We start from the raw sequence: 17587 nt of genomic DNA, 5'->3' as shown, positions 1-17587 counted from the left end.
ACGTGTTATCGCCCGCGGCAGCCGCAGGGTTTGGGCGAGGTTCTAGCATGGGGTTTTCGGCGGTGGAAACGCCCATCAGGAAGGGTTGAATCCCCCAAAATCGCATGGCGCCGGCGACGATCCTGCCTATATCGGGTCAGACAAGGGAGAGCGCCGGATGACCAATATCGTGATCAATGAAAATAGTGGCGCAGCCACGGGTGGCGTGCGTGACCTGCTGCGCTGGGAAGGCGTGGCGCTGTTTGTCGGAATGACGCTGTTCTACTGGATATCGGGTGGGCCCTGGCAGATCTATGCCCTGTTTTTCTTCGTCCCGGACCTCAGCATGCTGGCCTATCTGGCCGGCCCACGGATCGGCGCAGGGGTCTATAATCTGGTGCATGCGACCATCGCGCCGCTGCTGCTCGCGCTCGCCGGTATCGCCACCGCAGAGCCAATCGCCGGTTCGATCGCACTGGTCTGGTTCGCCCATATCGGCTTCGATCGCGCGCTTGGCTACGGCCTCAAATACGACGCCGGTTTCCGCTTCACGCATCTCGGCCGCATCGGCAAGGATGCGACCGCACCGGCCACGGCGGAAAACCCGACCACCGGCAACCCGATCAAGGCTGCCTGACGCGCGGCCTCACGGCTCGCCGGGCTTGAACGGCGCCTCCTTGCCGGGCGGCGTGCTCTCTTCCGCCATCGCCAGCAACATCGCCACCATCACGTAGTTGCCGGCCACGGCCGTGAGATCGACGATCTGCTGATCGTTGAAGATCTTCTTGGCGCGCGCATAGGTCGCGTCGGAGACCTTGTGCGTGTTCGTCAGCTCGGTGACGAAGTCGTACACCGTCGCCTCGTCCTCAGCCATGTTGGCGGGCCGCTTGTTGGCCTTGAGATCGGCGATGATCTCCGGCGACAATCCCGCTTTCTGCGCGAGTGGCGCATGCGCGAACCATTCGACCTGCGAGCGCCATTGCCGCCCGATGATGATGATCGCGAATTCGTTGAGCTTGACCGGAACGGACGTGTCCCAGCGCAGATAGGCGAACAGATCGAACAGCTTTTGCCCGAGCACCGGGCTGCGCATCATCGGATTATAGGGACCGGCGAGACCCACGCTCGAGACCTTCATCACCTGCTCGCCGAGCGGCTTCTGCCTGGCGTCGAGCTGATCCATGGTGAGCTGCGGAAAGCGCGGCTCCTTGCTGGTGGCAGGCTGGGCAAACATGGTGGCGGCAAACCAGCCGCTGACCGCCGCAAGCGCGAGCGACGACAGTCCGATGGACGACATCCAGAGCGATGGGGACTTCATGATTTCCTCCGTGAGCTTTTTTCTTGTTCACGAAGGCTAGTTCAACGGGCATGACAGCGCCAGTTCCGGAGCGTCCCAGAACGATCGCCTCGCCCCGCAGACCGCGCGGAGCTCAGTGACCGCTCATCACCAGCGTCTTGACAGGAAGCAACAACGCCTGGATCCGCAGCAACATCGCGTGGACAACCCCAACGGCATCGACGGCATGAAGCGCCAGCCACTTGAAAGAACCGATCCCCTTCGCAGCGATGGCATCATGATTGCTGGTATAGGCATTGACGATACAACTGCTGCCAGGCGTCACGCCGTCGAGACCGCCCTGATAGATTGGCTCCAGGAATGTGAGGATGGTACCCGGCGCGCGGACTTGCTGCGCTTCCACCAACTGCTCGCCGCCGCGAAACTGACCGGCCGCGATATAGTTCTGGACGCCGGTCACTACCATCGGGATGACGATCCACGGCTTCGAAATACAGGTCGCCTCGGCAACCATGCCCACCTTCATCACCTGCGCTTCGATTTGCCCGAATCCTGCAGAGAGCACGCGGCCCGCATTCTCCGGAATGAGAATGCCCGCCGATCGCATGACGGGATTGACGACATCGCCAACGCGAAGCGTGAACTGCTCGACGCGCCCGTCCACGCCTGCGCGAATGAACGTCTTGTCGAGATCGACTTGCGCCTCCGCGAGTGCCGCCTGCGCGCTGGCCTTCTCCGCCGGCAGCAGCGCGGAGATACGCGTCATCGCGGATTGTCGCGCGGCCATGGCCGCATCAAGCGCCCCCTGGCGGCCGGTCAGCAGCACCTCGAGTTTTTCGATGTCGCGTTGCGGCACCATGCCGGGATTGCGCTTCTGCAACTCACGCTTGGTATCGAGTTCGTCCGAGGTCTGCTGATAGGAACCCTTGGCCTCCTGCGCCTGCCCTTCGGCCTTCAGAATATCGGCCTGCGCTGCCAGCATGGCGGCATCGACCTCGGCAATCTTGCGCCGCGCGGTCTCCATCGACGCTTCCTGCTTGGCGTTGTCGAGACGAAATATCACATCGCCCTTCCTGACCGGCGCGCTGAACTGAACGTGCACCTCCGCCACCCGTCCATTGACCTCGGGCAGGATCGGCACGGTCCGATAGAACAAGGTCGCACTTGTCGTCGATGGATGAAAATAGAAGATCACCGTGATCAGAGCGACCGTCAGCATCACGCAGGCCGTGATTCCCCATCTGAGTTCGAACCACACCGAATAGAACGTGATCTCCCGGCCCAGGCGCTTGCCTTGTGCGTAGCGGCGATAGAGATAGTCCGGAAAAACCGTCAGCAGCGAGCAGAGGAGAAGTTCAAGCATGACCGTGCCCTCCGGCTTCGCCGGGACGGCTCGATGTTTCTGCCGTGACAGGGAGCGGTGGTGGTTCACCGGACAGCTCGGTGGTTTCGCTGGTAGCATCGCCGTCGGCAATCTTCCGCACCGATCCTGCGATACTGCGCAGCGGCGTGCTGAAATCCGGCAGATCGATCATCGCCAGCAACAGCCCGATTATCCAGAACAGATGGTTGTGGGTGAACAACGCGATCAAACCCAACACGGCCACGATTTCAAACTGCAGCTTCTGCGACTTGTGCGCCATGCGCTCCGGCATGCTGTGCAAGCGCAGATACAGATTGCCGACCATCATGATGGAGCCGATCAGAACGATTCCGACCACAACCATGAGCGTGTCAGTCTCGCCGGGAGCGGTAATGAAGCCAGGCAGATGATGCGGAGCGTTCGGATGCAGCGTCTCACTCACGTGATCCCCCATTCCAACAGCGTCAGGCGAGCACTAGCCTCTCCCGGGTTTCATAGTTGCACAAAGCTGGAACTTGGCAAGCATCAGCTTGTGCGCGACAGGAAATGCGCTGCAACAAATCTACATTCATGCCGGGCGGACTGAGGGTTGATAGCTCGCGGATGCGAGATCACCAGCCTCGAAAGGTCAGCGCAGAACAGTTCAACGATCTGACATGTATCGCGGCCGAATGACGAGGCTAGTGTGCGCGGCCCGACAGCCTGAGCACGAAGACCAGCACTTCCGCGACAGCCTTGTAGAGCTCGGCTGGAATCTCATCACCTATTTCGACATTCGAGAGTGCCCCGGCGAGTACCTCATTTTCCTCGATGGGAATATCGTGGGCCTTGGCGACCTCGATGATCTTCTCACCGATCGCGCCCTTGCCTTTCGCGGTGACAACAGGCGCGCCGGTCTTGTCGTAATGCAGCGCGACGGCGAGCGATCTTTTGGGCTGCACGATCATAGCGCGCGATCCAGAAAATGCCCCGCCGATGCCGGCGCGGGCTGCATCGGTGCACCCTCGCGGACCACGATGTCGCCCGGCTGCAGATTGGCGCGGATCAGCGCCTGATTGAGCTGCGCCGTACCGGCCTGCAATTGCAGCGCTGTCGCCGGACGCTCGGCCCACATCCGCACCGACGTCTTGTCGCCGGTCAGCGAGACCAGCGCATGAACCGGGCCGGCGGGCTCAACATCGAGTGAAAAGCGCGCACGCCAGACTTGCTTGGCCGCTTCAGCCTCGCTGCCATTGCCGCCATCACGCGAAATCTCGAACTGCGCCATGGCGGTGCCGTTCGGTACAGCAAACGGAATTTCAAAACTCCAGCGCGGCGATGCCTGATCGAGCCGCGGCGCTGCAAGACCGTCCGCACGATCCGGCAAGGATGCCACCTGCAGCAGGGTCTGGCGCGCCAGCGCCGCATCGGTATCCGCGAGCAGATGATGCACGGTGGTGCCCAGCGGCGCATTTGCCGGGAGTGTCGGCAAAGCCATCGGCTGTGCCGTCGGCAGCCCGCCGCGTAACGGCGGCGGCGGAAGGGTGTTGCGCGCGATGTTCGTTTCGGCACCCGGCTGGCCCGCTGGCGCCTTCGTAGCGGGCAGCAGATCCATCATCATGCTGTCGTCGAACACCAGCGATGCTGCGCTTCCCATGCCCTTCGGAGCCGTCTGCAGCGCTTCCCGAAGCAGGTTGAGCGCTGCGCCATTGATAGCCAAGCGTGCAGCCGCTTCGGGAGCTTTTGCCACGGCCGGTGCGGTCTGAGCCACAACATCGAGCACGGGCTCGTCTGCGGCGAGAAGTCCAGCCTGCTGCAGCGGATCGTTCTTGATGCCCGTCTTGGGCAGCATGACCATTGTCGCTGCAGCGGCCTGCGCCTGCTGTGTCGTGATCTGCGCCGCTGCATTGGGGAGCGCGTTTGCCAATGTCGATGCTGGCTGCTCCGGCGTAGCGACCGGCGTCGCTGCATTCGCCGTCGCTGGCGTTGTGCTCTGGGTCGGACTCGCGGTGGCGAGCGTCGTCGCCAACGCCTGGCGCAACACAATCAATGCCGCCTTCATATCGGGCAGCCCGCCTTGCGGCAGCGATCCCTTGGCCAGCGATGATTCCAGAAACAGGCCGGAATTCTGGAACGCCGATTTGACTTCCTCGCCGGTGAGCTGGGCGTCGAGCGGCGGACGTTGCGCCAGCACCTGCGCGACCGCCTGCTGCAACTGCTGCGGCAACCCCTTCAGCGAGGTGGCGGCTCCGAGATTGGCAAACAGCGTGGCAAGGCTCGCCTGCTGCGTCACGGCGCTTTGCGTGGCGGTGGAGACCGCCTGTGCTTCCAGCGATGTCAGCTGGATCTTGGAGGTCGCGATGGCATTGGCGAGATTGATTGGCAAATCCGGCGCGAGGGTCACGTTGCCGGAGGACACGCCGCCCGCCTGCCCTGCACCCGCAGTCTGCGGCGTCACGATGGCAAGCTGGACGTTGCCGTTGTCCGTCTTCGACACTGCGAATTGCAGCACCTGCCCGGCCTGCAACGGCACCTGCGATTGCACGTCGATCGTGCTGTGCCCGATGGCGATACGGACCTGATTGTCTGGCGAGACCGACAGCACGCGGCCGGCAATCACGCTGCCGGGCTGAAACGCGACTTCGCTCGCCACGCCCTGCGCGGAGACAACCGGTAAGATCGAATTGACGGGAGTCGGCATGGTGAGCGGCACCGGACAATGGTGCAGCTACGCTAGTTAACGGTCGTTAACTTCCGATTAACCCGCTGACGGCGTGACCGCCTTCAGCACCAGCACGGCAGCCTTGAAATCCACCTGCCGCGCCGCCCGTCGCGCTGCGACCTCCTCGTCGAGGCCCCACTTCTCGATATTCCAGTCCTCGTCGACAAAGGCAGCGGTCCAGACCTGATCGGCATTCAGATGGCCATGGAGCAGTGCGAGCGCGAGCAGCGCCGAACCGGTGATCGTGGTCACCAGATGCAGCGCGGCAACCGCCCATGGATCGCTCGGCAGCGCCGCGCGGGCAGATGCGACGGCCTGTTCGGGCTGGCTGACATGCACGATGCCCTCGGCCAGAATGAAATGCGCGCCGAGATCATCGGCAGCCCAGAACAAGACAGGGTCCCATGCCGCAGCCTCGCGCGCGATAAGCGCCTCGGGATAGCCGGCGCGATAGAACAGCAGATCCGTGCTGAAGTATTTGGCGATATCGTCAGCCACCGCCTGGGTCTGCGCCTTATCGCGGATCGCATCGATCACGCTATTGGCTAGGCGCGTCACCGGCATGCTCGTGGGGTCGATGACATCCTGCTGCGCGTCCCATTCCGCAACCATGACCTCGGCAATGGCTGATGTAGGAACGACCAGCGGATGGCGCGATGGCGTGCGTACGGTCTTGTCGTCGAGCATGATGGCAAAGCCATCCGGCGTCTCGCTCATCCCAACGGTCTTGTAGAAACGCTTGCGCTGTGGACCTCGCGTCGACCGTCGCACCGCCTCTTGCGGATCGAGCTGCGACTGGCCGTACACTTCGTCAAACAATTCACGCATCGAGGGTCTCAATTCCTGTTCGCCAGCCGTCAATTTACGCGACAGACGGGCGCCACGCGAGACCAAATCGCTCGTGTCAGCGATTGGCACAGGCCCGCGAATAGGTCGCACGATCATTCGGGCCGAGACCCGCAGCGGCCCCGTCCTGAAGGCAGTCGGTGATGCGATCACTGAAGGAGCGCCGCGCCTGCGGCACATTCTGTTGTCGTGGCAGATCGCCGAGTTGCGGCACGACAGGTACTTCTATCCGCGGCGGTGGCGGTGCGGGCGGCAGTGGCGTGATCAAGGCCGGGTTGCCGGGCACTCCGATAACCTGCGCGACCGCAGGCGCAGCAGAGAGCGCCGCCGCAACGGCGACCAACAGAGCGAATGGGATGGAGCGATGTCTCATTGGTCTCATGTTGTCACGATCCCGCATCACATCAAGTGTCAGCGCCGGACAATGTGATCCGCTGCCGAATGACGGCGTTCCCATCCGGCGCGCTCGAGTTCCGGCCGATCGTCGTCGATCTCCGGATAACCGATGCAGAAATAGCCGATCAACCGCCAGTCACGAGGTATATCGAGTGTCACGGCAATCGCGGCAGGATCGAGGATCGAGACCCAGCCCATGCCGATGCCTTCAGCGCGCGCGGCGAGCCACATGGTTGCGATCGCCGTCACCACCGAATAGTCCGCCATCTCCGGCATGGTGCGGCGGCCAAGGCCGTGGCCGACATCCGTCGCGTGGTCTGCAAATACCGCGAGGTGGCATGGCGCTTCGCGCAGACCAGCGAGCTTGAGCGTCGCATAGCTCTGCGCGAGTTCGCCGGTATAGGCGCTCAACGCCTCGGCATTGCAGGCGCTGAAATTCTCCAGCACGGCCTGACGACGTGACGCATCGTCGACGATGACAAAGCGCCATGGCTGGCTCAGGCCCACCGAAGGCGCGAGGCACGCAGTATCGAGCAGGCGATCGAGAAAGTCCGCCGGCAGTGGATCGGACTTGAAGCGCCTGATATCGCGACGCCATACGAACAGATCATGCAGACGCGCGCGAAACGCCGCGTCGAAATCGGGCACGTCGGCGGTTGCCGACGTCGCGCACGGGATGTCGTCGGAGCCCGACAACGCCCTACTCTTCCGGTGCGTTCTCGATCGGATCGAACCGGTCGTGTTCGAGACCGAGCAAGTTCCACGATTGGAGCATATGCGGCGGCAGCGGCGCCGTCGCGTCGATCACGCCGCCACGCGGATGCGGGATCACGATGCGGCGCGCCAGCAGATGCAGACGCTTCTGAATGCCGCCCGGCAACTGCCAGTTCTCGATGTTGAAATATTTCGGGTCGCCGACGATCGCGTGGCCGATATGCGCCATATGCGCGCGCAACTGATGCGTACGCCCCGTCACCGGCTTCAGCGACACCCAGGCGAGTTTCTGCGCCGAGGTCTCCACCACGGCGTAATAGGTCACCGCGTGGCTTGCGCCCTCGTCGCCATGCTTGGCGACGCGCATGATGGTGTCTTCCTCGTTCTCTTCCTTGGCCAGATAGGTCGAGATGCGTCCCTGCTTGGGCTTCGGTACGCCGGCAACCAGCGCCCAATAGATTTTTCGCGCAGAGCGTTCGCGGAACGCGCCGGTGAGTTTGGTGGCGGCGAAGCGCGTTTTGGCGATCAACAGGCAGCCCGACGTTTCACGGTCGAGACGGTGCACCAGGCGCGGCTTCTGTCCCTTGGCGTCGCGCATCACTTCCAGCATCATGTCGACGTGACGTGTCATGCCCGAGCCGCCCTGCACGGCAAGGCCGGCAGGTTTGTTCAGCACCATGACGTCGGCGTCCTCGTAGATCGTCATCTCCTTGAGCGCCTGCAGAGTCTTGTTGGCAGCCTCCGAGAGTTCACCGACGACCTTCGGCGCATCGAGCTTCAGCGGCGGAATGCGGACGGTCTGTCCCTCTTCCAGCCTATCCTTGCTGTCAGCACGCTTGCCGTTCACGCGCAGCTCGCCTTTGCGGACGATGCGCTGGATATGGGAGAATGACAGGCCGGGGAAATGCGCTTCGAGAAAGCGATCGACGCGCATCCCGTTCTCATCAGGCGTGACGATGACGTTCTGCACGGCGGTGGGCAGCGGCGCTGGCGCAACTTCCGGCTTCGCCGGTTCTTCATCGAGATAAGGCGCGGGCATCCGCGGCTCACGCAGCGGCGCGTTGCCATAACGCGGCGCGGCCTTGCCGCCCGGACGCGAACCGGAAGGACGCGAGCTTGGTGGACGCTTGCCGGCCGGACGCACGGAGCGCTGCGGCGCATCGAAGCGCTCGCTTCGCTCGGCACGCTGAGGGCGTTCGGATCGCTCGGACCGCTCCGGCCGCTCGGCCCACTCCGAGCGTTCACCGGCGCGCGCACGCGGCGGACGCGCACTCATCGGGCGATCGCTGCTCACGCGGCCAGCCTTGCCAAATGACGGCCGCTCGCCCTTCGACGGGGCGGCTTTGGAGGTAGCGCCCTTCGGCGCGGCGCCCTTGCCACGCGGCGCCTTGCTGCGCTCACCACCGGGACCACGCTTGGCGAGAGGCTTCTTGTCGCGACGGCTCATGATTGTCTCTCGTTCCTCAGTCTGGTCCAGTAATCCAGCCGCTTGCGAATCTCGCGTTCGAACCCGCGCTCAGGCGGATCATAGAAGGTCTGACGCCCCAAGGCTTCCGGGAAATAGTCTTGGCCGGAGAAAGCTTCGGGCGCGTCGTGGTCGTATTGGTACCCGTCGCCATAGCCTTCGGACTTCATCAGCTTGGTCGGCGAGTTCAGGATGTGCTTCGGCGGCAGCAGCGAGCCGCCCTCTTTCGCGGTCCGCATCGCGGCCTTGTAGGCCATATAGGCAGCATTCGATTTCGGCGCGGTGGCGATGTAGATCACCGCCTGCGCGATGGCGAGTTCGCCTTCGGGATGGCCGAGGAAATCATAGGCATCCTTGGCGGCATTGCAGATCACCAGCGCCTGCGGATCGGCAAGACCGATGTCCTCCACGGCCATCCGCACCACGCGGCGCGCCAGGAACAGCGGATCCTCGCCGGCGTCTAACATCCGGCACAGGTAATACAGCGCCGCGTCGGGATCGCTGCCGCGCACCGACTTATGGAGCGCCGAGATCAGATTGTAGTGACCATCGGCCGACTTGTCGTAGATCGGCGCACGGCGTTGCAGGATGTCCTGCAACTGCGCGGCGTTGAACACTTCATTGGTCCGCGCGGCGCGCCAGACTTCTTCCACCAAAGTCAGCGCGGCGCGGCCATCGCCATCGGCCATGCGTACCAGCACCGCACGTGCCTCGGCGTCGAGCGGCAGCGCGCGGCCTTCGACCTTCTCCGCATGCGCGAACAGTTTCTCGATGGCGGCCGCATCCAGCGACTGGAACACCAGCACACGCGCGCGCGACAACAGAGCGGCGTTGAGCTCGAAGGATGGGTTCTCGGTAGTGGCACCGACGAGCACCACGGTGCCGTCCTCCATCACAGGCAAGAATGAATCCTGCTGTGCTTTGTTGAAGCGATGCACCTCGTCGACGAACAGCAGCGTACCCTTGCCCATCTCGCGGCGGGCACGCGCGGCTTCGAACACTTTCTTCAGATCGGCAACACCGGAGAACACCGCAGATATCTGCTCGAATTGAAGCTCCGTTGCGTCCGCAAGCAGCCGCGCGACGGTGGTCTTTCCGGTGCCTGGCGGTCCCCAGAACACCAACGAACCCAGCGTACGCGTTTCCAGCATGCGCGTCAGCGCACCATCAGGACCGAGGATGTGATCCTGCCCGACCACGTCGGACAGCACACGCGGCCGCAGCCGCTCCGGCAGCGGACGCGGCGCGTCCTGCTCCAGCCCGGCTGCGGCAAACAGGTTTGCGGACAGAGTGGGTTGTTTCGGGCTCATCCGCCGAGTGTAACGTTGATCTGCTGACCGCCGCGCACCACCACGATGCGCCACAGCCGCGCGCCGTCGCGCGTCACCTTGTCGAGATCGCTGGTCTTGCCGATCTTGGTGCCGTTGACCGCGATGATGAGATCGCCCTTCTGGAAGCCGACGCCAGCCGCAGTGGCCGAGTCGGTCAGCTCCGTAATGACGACGCCTTCGGTGCTGGAATCCAGCCGCAACTCGTCGGCAACAGCCGGCGAGATATTGGCGACCTTGGCGCCCTGGAATGGCGAACGCGCCGTCAGCGTGATCTCATCGCGGCCCGTGTCAGGCGCAGCCTCGAGCGCAACGGTCAACTTCACCGGCTTGCCACTGCGTTGCGCATCGAGCTGCGCAGTGCCGCCGAGCGGGCGCGTCGCGAAGCGATATTCGAACGCGTTCGGATCCTCGATGGTCTGGCCATCGATGGCGGTCACGAGATCGGAGACCTTGAGGCCTGCTTTCGCCGCCGGACTGTTCGCCGTGACATTGACGACCAGCGCGCCGGATGGCGTCTTAAGACCGAGCGTCTCGGCGATCTCGGGCGTGATGTTCTGCAGCCGCGCGCCGAGCCACGGACGCTTCACGGCCTTGCCGCCTGATTTGGCGGAGGCCACGACGACGCGCACCATATTCGCCGGGATCGCAAAGCCGATACCCTGCGAACCGCCGGAGCGCGAGAAAATCGCGGTGTTCACGCCGACCAGCTTGCCGGTCATATCGACCAGCGCGCCACCGGAATTGCCGGGATTGATCGCAGCATCGGTCTGGATGAAGAACTGATAGTCGGTGATGCCGACCTGCGTGCGCGCAAGTGCCGACACGATACCGTGGGTCACGGTCTGGCCAACGCCAAACGGATTGCCGATGGCGAGCACGACGTCACCAACCAGCAGATCGTCGGAGTTGGAGAAATCCAGCGTCGGGAATTTCTCCTTGCTGTCCTTGATGCGCAGCACCGCCAGATCGGTACGGCTGTCCTTCAATACGATCTCAGCCTCGAACTCGCGCTTGTCCGCCAGTGACACCTTCACCTGGTCGGCGCCTTCGATGACGTGGTTGTTCGTAACGACGAGGCCCGATGCGTCGACCATCACACCCGAACCGAGCGAACGCTGCATCTGCTCCGGCTGCATGCCCTGGCCGCCGAAGAAGCGGCGGAACACCGGATCGTCCAGCAACGGATTGCGATTCTGCACCGTCTTGGCCGCATAGACATTCACCACGGCCGGCTGCACCCGCTGCACGATCGGCGCGTAGGACAGCTTCATTTCCGTGGGCGAAGTCGGGACCCGGCGATCTTGTGCAAGAGCCGGCGCGAGTGCGGACGACAGGACAATAGCGCACAGAGCGGAAGCGGTCGCCGCGTTGCGGAAAAATGGGATCATCGGGGCCTCTTTGAGGAAATCGCGGCGAATATAGGCTGCTGAGCGGGGCAATAGAAGGGCGGGAACTAGCTTGCGTCCGCCGGCACATCCTTGTTCTCCGCCGGCGCTTTTTTGCGCGGCTGGGGCGATGCGGCAGCGACCGACTTCTGGCGCATCTTGTGCGCGTCACCCCACGCCTTGAGGGCATCGATGACCGGGCGCAATCCGAGCCCGGTTTCCGACAGTGCATATTCGACCCGCGGCGGGACCTCGGCATAGACCGTCCGAACGATCAGCCCATCCTCTTCGAGCGCGCGCAGCTGTTTGGTCAGCATGCGCTGGGTGATCCGCGGCATCAGCTTGCGCAGTTCGCCGAAACGCAGCCTGCCCTGCTGCAGATGGTACAGGATCACGCCCTTCCATTTGCCGTCGATCAGATCGAGCGTCACCTCGACCGGACAGCCCGGCCCATTGCCGAAATCACGCCGTTTCATCACAAATACCCAATAGTATCCATTCGGTGACTATATCCCTGAAATGACAGTACTTGCAATTATTGTCGCCTCGGGACACCTCTTCGGGACATTCCCGCCAGGAGCATGGAGCGCACCCAATGAAGGCAGTCGGCTACACCAAATCCCTCCCGATCGACGCCGCTGACGCGCTGGTCGATTTCGAGGCTCCGAAGCCCGAACCGACCGGTCGCGACATCCGCGTATCGGTAAAGGCGATCTCGGCCAATCCCGTCGATTTCAAGGTGCGCAAGCGCGCGGCGCCGCCGACCGGCGAAACCAAGATCCTCGGCTATGACGCTGCCGGTGTCGTCGATGCTGTCGGCCCCGATGTGACGATGTTCAAGCCGGGCGACGAGGTGTTCTATGCCGGCTCGATCCAGCGCCAGGGCACCAATGCAGAGTTCCATCTGGTCGATGAGCGCATTGTCGGCCGCAAGCCCTCCTCGCTTTCCTTCGCACAGTCTGCGGCGTTGCCGCTCACCGCGATCACCGCCTGGGAACTGCTTTTCGATCGGCTCGGCGTCGCGCCGGGCAAGAGCCTCGATCCACGCACGCTGCTCATCATGGGCGGTGCCGGCGGTGTCGGCTCGATCCTCGTCCAGCTCGCACGCCGCCTCACCGGCCTCACCGTTGTGGCAACGGCATCGCGGCCCGAGACGATCAAGTGGTGCCAGGATCTCGGCGCACATGCGGTGATCGATCACAGCAAGCCGCTGAAGGAGCAGATCGACGCATTGAAACTGCCGCCGGTCTCACTCGTCGCCAGCCTCACGGGGACGGAACAGCACTACAAGGCGCTTGCCGACCTGATCGCACCGCAGGGCAAGTTGGGGCTGATCGACGATCCCGTTGAATTCAACATGTCCGCGTTCAAGGGCAAGGCCGTCTCGGTGCACTGGGAATCCATGTTCACGCGATCGTCATTCCAGACGCCTGACATGATCGCGCAGCATTACCTCCTCAACGACGTCGCAGATCTCATCGACAAGGGCGTGCTGCGCACCACGCTCGACAAGACCTTCGGCACCATCAATGCCGCGAATCTCAAGCGCGCGCATGCGCTGCTCGAATCCGGCAAGTCGCACGGCAAGATCGTGCTCGAAGGCTGGTGATCACGGAACTGCTACCCACGAAATTCCCGCCTGGAGACACCTACGATAACAGAGCGCATCCATGGATGCGCTCTTCTCATATAATAGCTAATTAAGATAGCTAATTATCTAAATCGCTTGTGATCGAAAAGCGACACCGCGGTGTCGTTCACTACAATGCGATGCGGGTTTTACAGAACTGTCGCAAAGCTTGCCTAATTTGCCCGCGAGCTCAACGGTAGCTCGCTTGTTAAATGTGAACGGCGCCTGGCGAGAGCCTCCGGACGTTCTCTTTCGCAAGATCACAAACACAGATCCATACGCGTCCATCACCTGCGGAGCAATTCGCGGGGCGTATCGGATTTTGTCTTCTACAGGGGTACTCCATGTCTTTCACGACACACAAAATCCTGGGCACACTCGGCGTGATCGGCGCGCTGGCCGCAGGCCCGGCGCATGCGCAGTCATCAAATGATGAGATCGCCGTATTGAAAGCGCAGCTCCGCGCGCTGGAAAAGAAGCTCGATAACGTTCAGAAGCAGGCCAACACCACGCAAAAGCAGACGGAATCGGTCAAGCAGAATTTTGCGAATGCCAACGCTGCCATGCACAAGAAGGCTGTGCCCTTCATCAACGCGAACCTGACGATGCCCGGCAACCGTCCGACCTTCTGCACCGACGACGGTCTGAACTGCATCGCCATCACCGGCCGTCTGCACCTCGACACCGCCGCCTATTCGTTCTCGCCGAAGTCCGCCGGCACTAGTCCCCAGAGCGTGAATGACGGCATCAACGCCCGTCGTGCCCGCCTCGGCCTGATCGGCACCTTCAACAAGGATTGGGAATACGGCGTGATTGTCGATGCCGGCGGTACCACCGATGGCGACGTCACTCTCAACAACGCCTATGTCGCCTATAAGGGCGTCAAGGGCCTGTTGATCCAGGGCGGTTACATCGACGTCCCTTATACGCTGGACGAAGCGACCAGCTCGAACAACATCATGTTCATGGAACGCGCAGCTTCGCAGGTTCTCGCGACCAGCCTCGCGGCGGGCGACAACCGCGCAGCGTTCGGTGGTCAGGTATTCGGCGATCAATACTGGGTCGGCGCTTACGTGACCGGTCCGACGACTGGTCTCAACGTCAATCACAGCCAGCCGCAGCCGCTCGGTGCCACCTTCCGCGCCGTCGGCCTGCCGATCAACAACGAAGTCGGCACCGTCCTCGTCGGCTTCGACGCGCTGTATCTCGCCCAGACCGGTGGTGTGACCAACAACACGCTCGGCATGTCCGATCGCATCGAAGTTCGCGTCGATCCGGCGACTAACGCATTGCTTAACACCGGCACCATGAACTTCGTGAACAATGTCCGTGTGCTGAGCGGTGAAGCCGCCGTCAAGTTCGGCAGCTTCATGGCGTCGGGCGAATACTTCGACTACAACATCCAGCGCAGCAACGGTCTGTCCGACCTGAGCTTCAATGGCGGTTACGGCCAGGCCAGCTACGTCATCACCGGCGAACAGCACAAGTACAACACATCGGCCGGTGCGTTCGGCGGCATCAACCCGGCTCGCCCGGTCAACTTCGCAACCGGCGATCTCGGTGCGTGGGAACTGGCGGTGCGCTACAGCTATGCCAGCCTGAATGACGGCGTCATTCGCGGCGGTGAGCTGAAGAACACCACGGTTGGCGTAAATTGGTATGTGAACCAGAACATGCGCTTCATGTTCAACTGGATCCACGGCACCGTCGACAAGTTCGCCGTCAACAGCAACGTGAACACCGGTGCCGACTATGACGCGTTCGCGATGCGCACTCAGGTGGCCTTCTAAGCGCACGCATCGTCTCCGCGGTCTCGCGGCATGACGTCCTCAACGAATAAAGGCGGCGCTTCGGCGCCGCCTTTTATCTTTGCGGGGCGTAGGCTTATGCGATGGTCTGGACGATCCCGCCTTCCGCGCGCAACGCTGCGCCGTTGGTGACCGATGCCTCCTTCGACGAGACATAGACGACCATGTTCGCGATCTCCTCGACGGTCGCAAAACGCTGGATCAGCGACGTCGAACGGTGCTGCTTGACGAAGTTGGAAGCAGCCTCTTCGACCGATTGCCCATTCTGTTTGGCGAGATCCTTGACGAAGGTCTCCACGCCTTCCGACATGGTCGGTCCGGGCAGCACGGAATTGACCGTCACAGCCGTGCCCTTGGTGAGCTCCGCGAGGCCACGCGAGATCGCGAGCTGCGCTGTCTTCGTCATGCCGTAGTGGATCATCTCGCCGGGAATGTTCAGTCCGGATTCCGATGAGATGAAAACGATACGGCCCCAGTTGCGCTTCAGCATACTCTGCATGTAGGCGCGCGACAGACGGATGCCCGACATCACATTGACCTCGAAGAAGCGCGTCCAGTCCTCGTCGGGAATGTCGAAGAAACCCTTGGGCTCGAAGATGCCGGCATTGTTGATGAGGATATCGACCTCGGGGAGTGCCGAGGCGAGCGCGTTGCAGCCCTCCGCTGTCGACACGTCCGCAGCGACGCCTGTCACCTTGGCCCCGGGCACGGCCTTGGTGATCGCGGCGATTGCCGCGTCCACCTTGCCCTGACTGCGGCCATTCACAACAACCTGAGCGCCAGTGGCGGCCAGGCCCTTGGCAATGGCGTGACCAATGCCCGAGGTCGAGCCCGTCACGAGTGCCGTCTTGCCCGTCAGATCGATCTTCATATGCGTACTCCCGTTTGAATGACGGAGCTGATATCGGAACGCGGATTGAAAGATGCAACTGCATCCAAAAGACGAAAGCACAACAAAAAAGCGGCGCACAAGGCGCCGCTTTCCCTAAATTCTGATGTGAAGTGGCTTACGCCGCTTCGGACGCGCCCTGCACCGGACCCGAATCCTTGCCCTTGGCGTCTTCGTCGCGATCGACGAATTCGATCAGCGCCATCGGGGCGTTGTCGCCGTAGCGGAAGCCGGCCTTGATGATGCGGGTGTAGCCACCCTGACGATCAGCGTAGCGCTTGGCCAGCACGTCGAACAGCTTGCGAACCTGATCCTGATCCTTCATCTCGCTGATAGCCTGGCGACGCATGTGGAGGCCGCCCTTCTTGCCAAGGGTGACGAGCTTCTCCACGATCGGGCGGAGCTCCTTGGCCTTCGGAAGCGTGGTGATGATCTGCTCGTGCTTGATCAGCGACGCGCACATGTTGGCGAACATCGCCTTGCGATGTTCTGCGGTGCGGTTGAGCTTGCGATGAACCTTGCCGTGACGCATTGGAATATTCCTTATATTTCAGTTTGCCGCGACGGTTCGTCGGACATCATGTTGCAGGTGGGCTGCCTGCGTTCGCCCATAACGACATGGCCGGGACAACCCGGCCACGCCGCTCGTGATGCTCAGTAGTGATCTTCGAAGCGCTTGGCCAACTCGTCGATATTTTCCGGCGGCCAACCGGGCACTTCCATGCCGAGGTGCAGACCCATCTGGGCGAGCACTTCCTTGATTTCGTTCAGCGACTTGCGGCCGAAGTTCGGAGTGCGGAGCATTTCTGCTTCCGACTTCTGAACGAGGTCGCCGATGTAAACGATGTTGTCGTTCTTCAGGCAGTTTGCCGAACGCACCGAGAGCTCGAGTTCGTCGACCTTCTTGAGGAAAGCCGGGTTGAAAGCGAGATCCGGAATGACTTCCTGAGCAACTTCCTTGCGGGGCTCTTCGAAGTTCACGAACACGTTGAGCTGGTCCTGCAGGATGCGCGCGGCGTAAGCGACCGCGTCATCCGGCGTCAGCGCGCCGTTGGTCTCGATGGTCATCGTCAGCTTGTCGTAATCGAGGATCTGGCCCTCACGGGTGTTCTCGACCTTGTACGACACCTTGCGAACCGGCGAGTACAGGCTGTCGATCGGGATCAGGCCGATCGGCGCGTCTTCCGGACGGTTATGCTCGGCAGCGACGTAGCCCTTGCCGCCGGCAACGGTAAATTCCATGCGGATCTCGGCGCCCTCGTCGAGGGTGCAGATCTGTAGGTCGGGATTGAGAACGGTCACATCGCCGACAGTCTGAATGTCGCCGGCGGTCACGACGCCCGGGCCCTGCTTCTTCACGACCATGCGCTTCGGGCCTTCGCCCAGCATCTTGATCGAGATGTCCTTCACGTTCAGCACGATGTCGGTGACGTCTTCACGCACGCCGGCAATCGAGGAGAATTCATGCAGCACGCCGTCGATGTGCACCGACTGCACGGCAGCGCCCTGCAGCGAGGACAGCAGGATGCGGCGGAGTGCGTTACCGAGGGTCTGGCCGAAACCACGCTCGAGCGGTTCGGCGACCAGGGTCGCAAAACGGGTTGGATCGCTGCCAGGGGTTACCTGCAGCTTGTTCGGCCGGATAAGTTCTTGCCAATTTTTCTGGATCGTCACTGTGTCACCCATGCCATCAAACTCACTGGCGTTGGAGATCGCGGATCAGTCCGCGTAAGTCGCATCGCAAAAGCGATCGCGGGCAGCCGAGCCACCCGCGATCAAAAAG

At 62.3% G+C, this 17587-nt stretch carries 18 protein-coding genes; 3 read left to right on the top strand and 15 right to left on the bottom strand.

The genetic code is table 11. The features are described 5' to 3' along the window. Positions 1 to 157 precede the first annotated feature (157 nt). On the top strand, positions 158 to 616 hold the full coding sequence (locus HP556_RS21210; protein ID WP_175368431.1) for a DUF4260 domain-containing protein: 459 nt from the start codon (positions 158 to 160) through the stop codon (positions 614 to 616). 9 nt (positions 617 to 625) lie between these two features. Here HP556_RS21210 and HP556_RS21205 read toward each other — a convergent pair whose 3' ends face one another. The 12 genes from HP556_RS21205 to HP556_RS21150 form a co-directional block, all read right to left on the bottom strand. Next, positions 626 to 1297, bottom strand: a complete 672-nt coding sequence (locus tag HP556_RS21205; protein ID WP_175368430.1) for a carboxymuconolactone decarboxylase family protein — start codon at positions 1295 to 1297, stop codon at positions 626 to 628. A gap of 112 nt (positions 1298 to 1409) precedes the next feature. Beyond that, complete coding sequence (locus tag HP556_RS21200) at positions 1410 to 2639, bottom strand: HlyD family secretion protein (protein ID WP_175368429.1); 1230 nt, start codon at positions 2637 to 2639, stop codon at positions 1410 to 1412. Then, entirely contained in the window at positions 2632 to 3081 is a 450-nt protein-coding gene (locus HP556_RS21195) for a hypothetical protein (protein WP_320444588.1), read from the bottom strand. The genes HP556_RS21200 and HP556_RS21195 overlap by 8 nt, the downstream gene beginning before the upstream one ends. 238 nt (positions 3082 to 3319) lie before the next feature. Next, complete coding sequence (locus HP556_RS21190) at positions 3320 to 3586, bottom strand: EscU/YscU/HrcU family type III secretion system export apparatus switch protein (protein ID WP_093761235.1); 267 nt, start codon at positions 3584 to 3586, stop codon at positions 3320 to 3322. Continuing rightward, positions 3583 to 5319, bottom strand: coding sequence for a flagellar hook-length control protein FliK (gene fliK / locus HP556_RS21185; RefSeq protein ID WP_175368428.1), 1737 nt, complete (start codon positions 5317 to 5319; stop codon positions 3583 to 3585). Before fliK ends, HP556_RS21190 begins: the two co-directional genes overlap by 4 nt. Positions 5320 to 5376: 57 nt before the next feature. Beyond that, entirely contained in the window at positions 5377 to 6168 is a 792-nt protein-coding gene (locus HP556_RS21180) for an ATP12 family chaperone protein (RefSeq protein ID WP_175368427.1), read from the bottom strand. A gap of 76 nt (positions 6169 to 6244) precedes the next feature. Then, positions 6245 to 6568, bottom strand: coding sequence for a hypothetical protein (locus HP556_RS21175; protein WP_093761535.1), 324 nt, complete (start codon positions 6566 to 6568; stop codon positions 6245 to 6247). A 29-nt stretch (positions 6569 to 6597) separates the two neighbouring features. Next, positions 6598 to 7230 carry a 5,6-dimethylbenzimidazole synthase gene (gene bluB, locus HP556_RS21170; RefSeq protein ID WP_175368521.1) on the bottom strand — a complete coding sequence of 211 codons (633 nt, stop codon included), beginning with the start codon at positions 7228 to 7230 and terminating at the stop codon, positions 6598 to 6600. A gap of 52 nt (positions 7231 to 7282) precedes the next feature. Next, positions 7283 to 8743 carry an RluA family pseudouridine synthase gene (locus HP556_RS21165; RefSeq protein ID WP_175368426.1) on the bottom strand — a complete coding sequence of 487 codons (1461 nt, stop codon included), beginning with the start codon at positions 8741 to 8743 and terminating at the stop codon, positions 7283 to 7285. Further along, positions 8740 to 10071: a replication-associated recombination protein A gene (locus HP556_RS21160; RefSeq protein WP_175368425.1), complete on the bottom strand. Its 1332-nt coding sequence runs from the start codon at positions 10069 to 10071 to the stop codon at positions 8740 to 8742. The genes HP556_RS21165 and HP556_RS21160 overlap by 4 nt, the downstream gene beginning before the upstream one ends. Further along, entirely contained in the window at positions 10068 to 11480 is a 1413-nt protein-coding gene (locus tag HP556_RS21155; protein WP_175368424.1) for a DegQ family serine endoprotease, read from the bottom strand. The genes HP556_RS21160 and HP556_RS21155 overlap by 4 nt, the downstream gene beginning before the upstream one ends. A gap of 65 nt (positions 11481 to 11545) precedes the next feature. Next, positions 11546 to 11953 carry a winged helix-turn-helix transcriptional regulator gene (locus HP556_RS21150; RefSeq protein WP_175368423.1) on the bottom strand — a complete coding sequence of 136 codons (408 nt, stop codon included), beginning with the start codon at positions 11951 to 11953 and terminating at the stop codon, positions 11546 to 11548. A gap of 119 nt (positions 11954 to 12072) precedes the next feature. Here HP556_RS21150 and HP556_RS21145 point away from each other — a divergent pair, with 119 nt between their 5' ends. Both HP556_RS21145 and HP556_RS21140 read left to right on the top strand, forming a co-directional pair. Then, positions 12073 to 13086: a zinc-binding alcohol dehydrogenase family protein gene (locus HP556_RS21145; protein ID WP_175368422.1), complete on the top strand. Its 1014-nt coding sequence runs from the start codon at positions 12073 to 12075 to the stop codon at positions 13084 to 13086. A gap of 365 nt (positions 13087 to 13451) precedes the next feature. Continuing rightward, complete coding sequence (locus HP556_RS21140) at positions 13452 to 14897, top strand: OprO/OprP family phosphate-selective porin (RefSeq protein WP_210269275.1); 1446 nt, start codon at positions 13452 to 13454, stop codon at positions 14895 to 14897. A gap of 94 nt (positions 14898 to 14991) precedes the next feature. Here the strand turns inward: HP556_RS21140 and HP556_RS21135 are convergent, their stop codons facing one another. The 3 genes from HP556_RS21135 to HP556_RS21125 form a co-directional block, all read right to left on the bottom strand. Then, positions 14992 to 15786, bottom strand: coding sequence for an SDR family NAD(P)-dependent oxidoreductase (locus HP556_RS21135; protein WP_175368421.1), 795 nt, complete (start codon positions 15784 to 15786; stop codon positions 14992 to 14994). A gap of 136 nt (positions 15787 to 15922) precedes the next feature. Beyond that, positions 15923 to 16336: a 50S ribosomal protein L17 gene (rplQ, locus tag HP556_RS21130; RefSeq protein ID WP_089268182.1), complete on the bottom strand. Its 414-nt coding sequence runs from the start codon at positions 16334 to 16336 to the stop codon at positions 15923 to 15925. A 122-nt stretch (positions 16337 to 16458) separates the two neighbouring features. Then, positions 16459 to 17490 (bottom strand): DNA-directed RNA polymerase subunit alpha, encoded by a 1032-nt coding sequence (locus HP556_RS21125; RefSeq protein WP_089268181.1) that lies wholly within the window; start codon positions 17488 to 17490, stop codon positions 16459 to 16461. Positions 17491 to 17587: the final 97 nt, after the last annotated feature.

Source organism: Tardiphaga robiniae, from assembly GCF_013359755.1.
Taxonomy (GTDB): Bacteria; Pseudomonadota; Alphaproteobacteria; order Rhizobiales; family Xanthobacteraceae; genus Tardiphaga; species Tardiphaga robiniae.
Note: the sequence above shows the minus strand (reverse complement) of the source record. Positions and strands in the feature narration are given on the sequence as shown.

Coding starts and splice junctions, on each gene's coding strand:
- HP556_RS21210 (WP_175368431.1), top strand. CDS start 158: ATGACCAATATCGTGATCAATGAAAATAGTGGCGCAGCCACGGGTGGC.
- HP556_RS21205 (WP_175368430.1), bottom strand. CDS start 1,297: ATGAAGTCCCCATCGCTCTGGATGTCGTCCATCGGACTGTCGTCGCTC.
- HP556_RS21200 (WP_175368429.1), bottom strand. CDS start 2,639: ATGCTTGAACTTCTCCTCTGCTCGCTGCTGACGGTTTTTCCGGACTAT.
- HP556_RS21190 (WP_093761235.1), bottom strand. CDS start 3,586: ATGATCGTGCAGCCCAAAAGATCGCTCGCCGTCGCGCTGCATTACGAC.
- fliK (WP_175368428.1), bottom strand. CDS start 5,319: ATGCCGACTCCCGTCAATTCGATCTTACCGGTTGTCTCCGCGCAGGGC.
- HP556_RS21180 (WP_175368427.1), bottom strand. CDS start 6,168: ATGCGTGAATTGTTTGACGAAGTGTACGGCCAGTCGCAGCTCGATCCG.
- HP556_RS21175 (WP_093761535.1), bottom strand. CDS start 6,568: ATGAGACCAATGAGACATCGCTCCATCCCATTCGCTCTGTTGGTCGCC.
- HP556_RS21165 (WP_175368426.1), bottom strand. CDS start 8,743: ATGAGCCGTCGCGACAAGAAGCCTCTCGCCAAGCGTGGTCCCGGTGGT.
- HP556_RS21160 (WP_175368425.1), bottom strand. CDS start 10,071: ATGAGCCCGAAACAACCCACTCTGTCCGCAAACCTGTTTGCCGCAGCC.
- HP556_RS21155 (WP_175368424.1), bottom strand. CDS start 11,480: ATGATCCCATTTTTCCGCAACGCGGCGACCGCTTCCGCTCTGTGCGCT.
- HP556_RS21150 (WP_175368423.1), bottom strand. CDS start 11,953: ATGAAACGGCGTGATTTCGGCAATGGGCCGGGCTGTCCGGTCGAGGTG.
- HP556_RS21145 (WP_175368422.1), top strand. CDS start 12,073: ATGAAGGCAGTCGGCTACACCAAATCCCTCCCGATCGACGCCGCTGAC.
- HP556_RS21140 (WP_210269275.1), top strand. CDS start 13,452: ATGTCTTTCACGACACACAAAATCCTGGGCACACTCGGCGTGATCGGC.
- HP556_RS21135 (WP_175368421.1), bottom strand. CDS start 15,786: ATGAAGATCGATCTGACGGGCAAGACGGCACTCGTGACGGGCTCGACC.
- rplQ (WP_089268182.1), bottom strand. CDS start 16,336: ATGCGTCACGGCAAGGTTCATCGCAAGCTCAACCGCACCGCAGAACAT.
- HP556_RS21125 (WP_089268181.1), bottom strand. CDS start 17,490: ATGGGTGACACAGTGACGATCCAGAAAAATTGGCAAGAACTTATCCGG.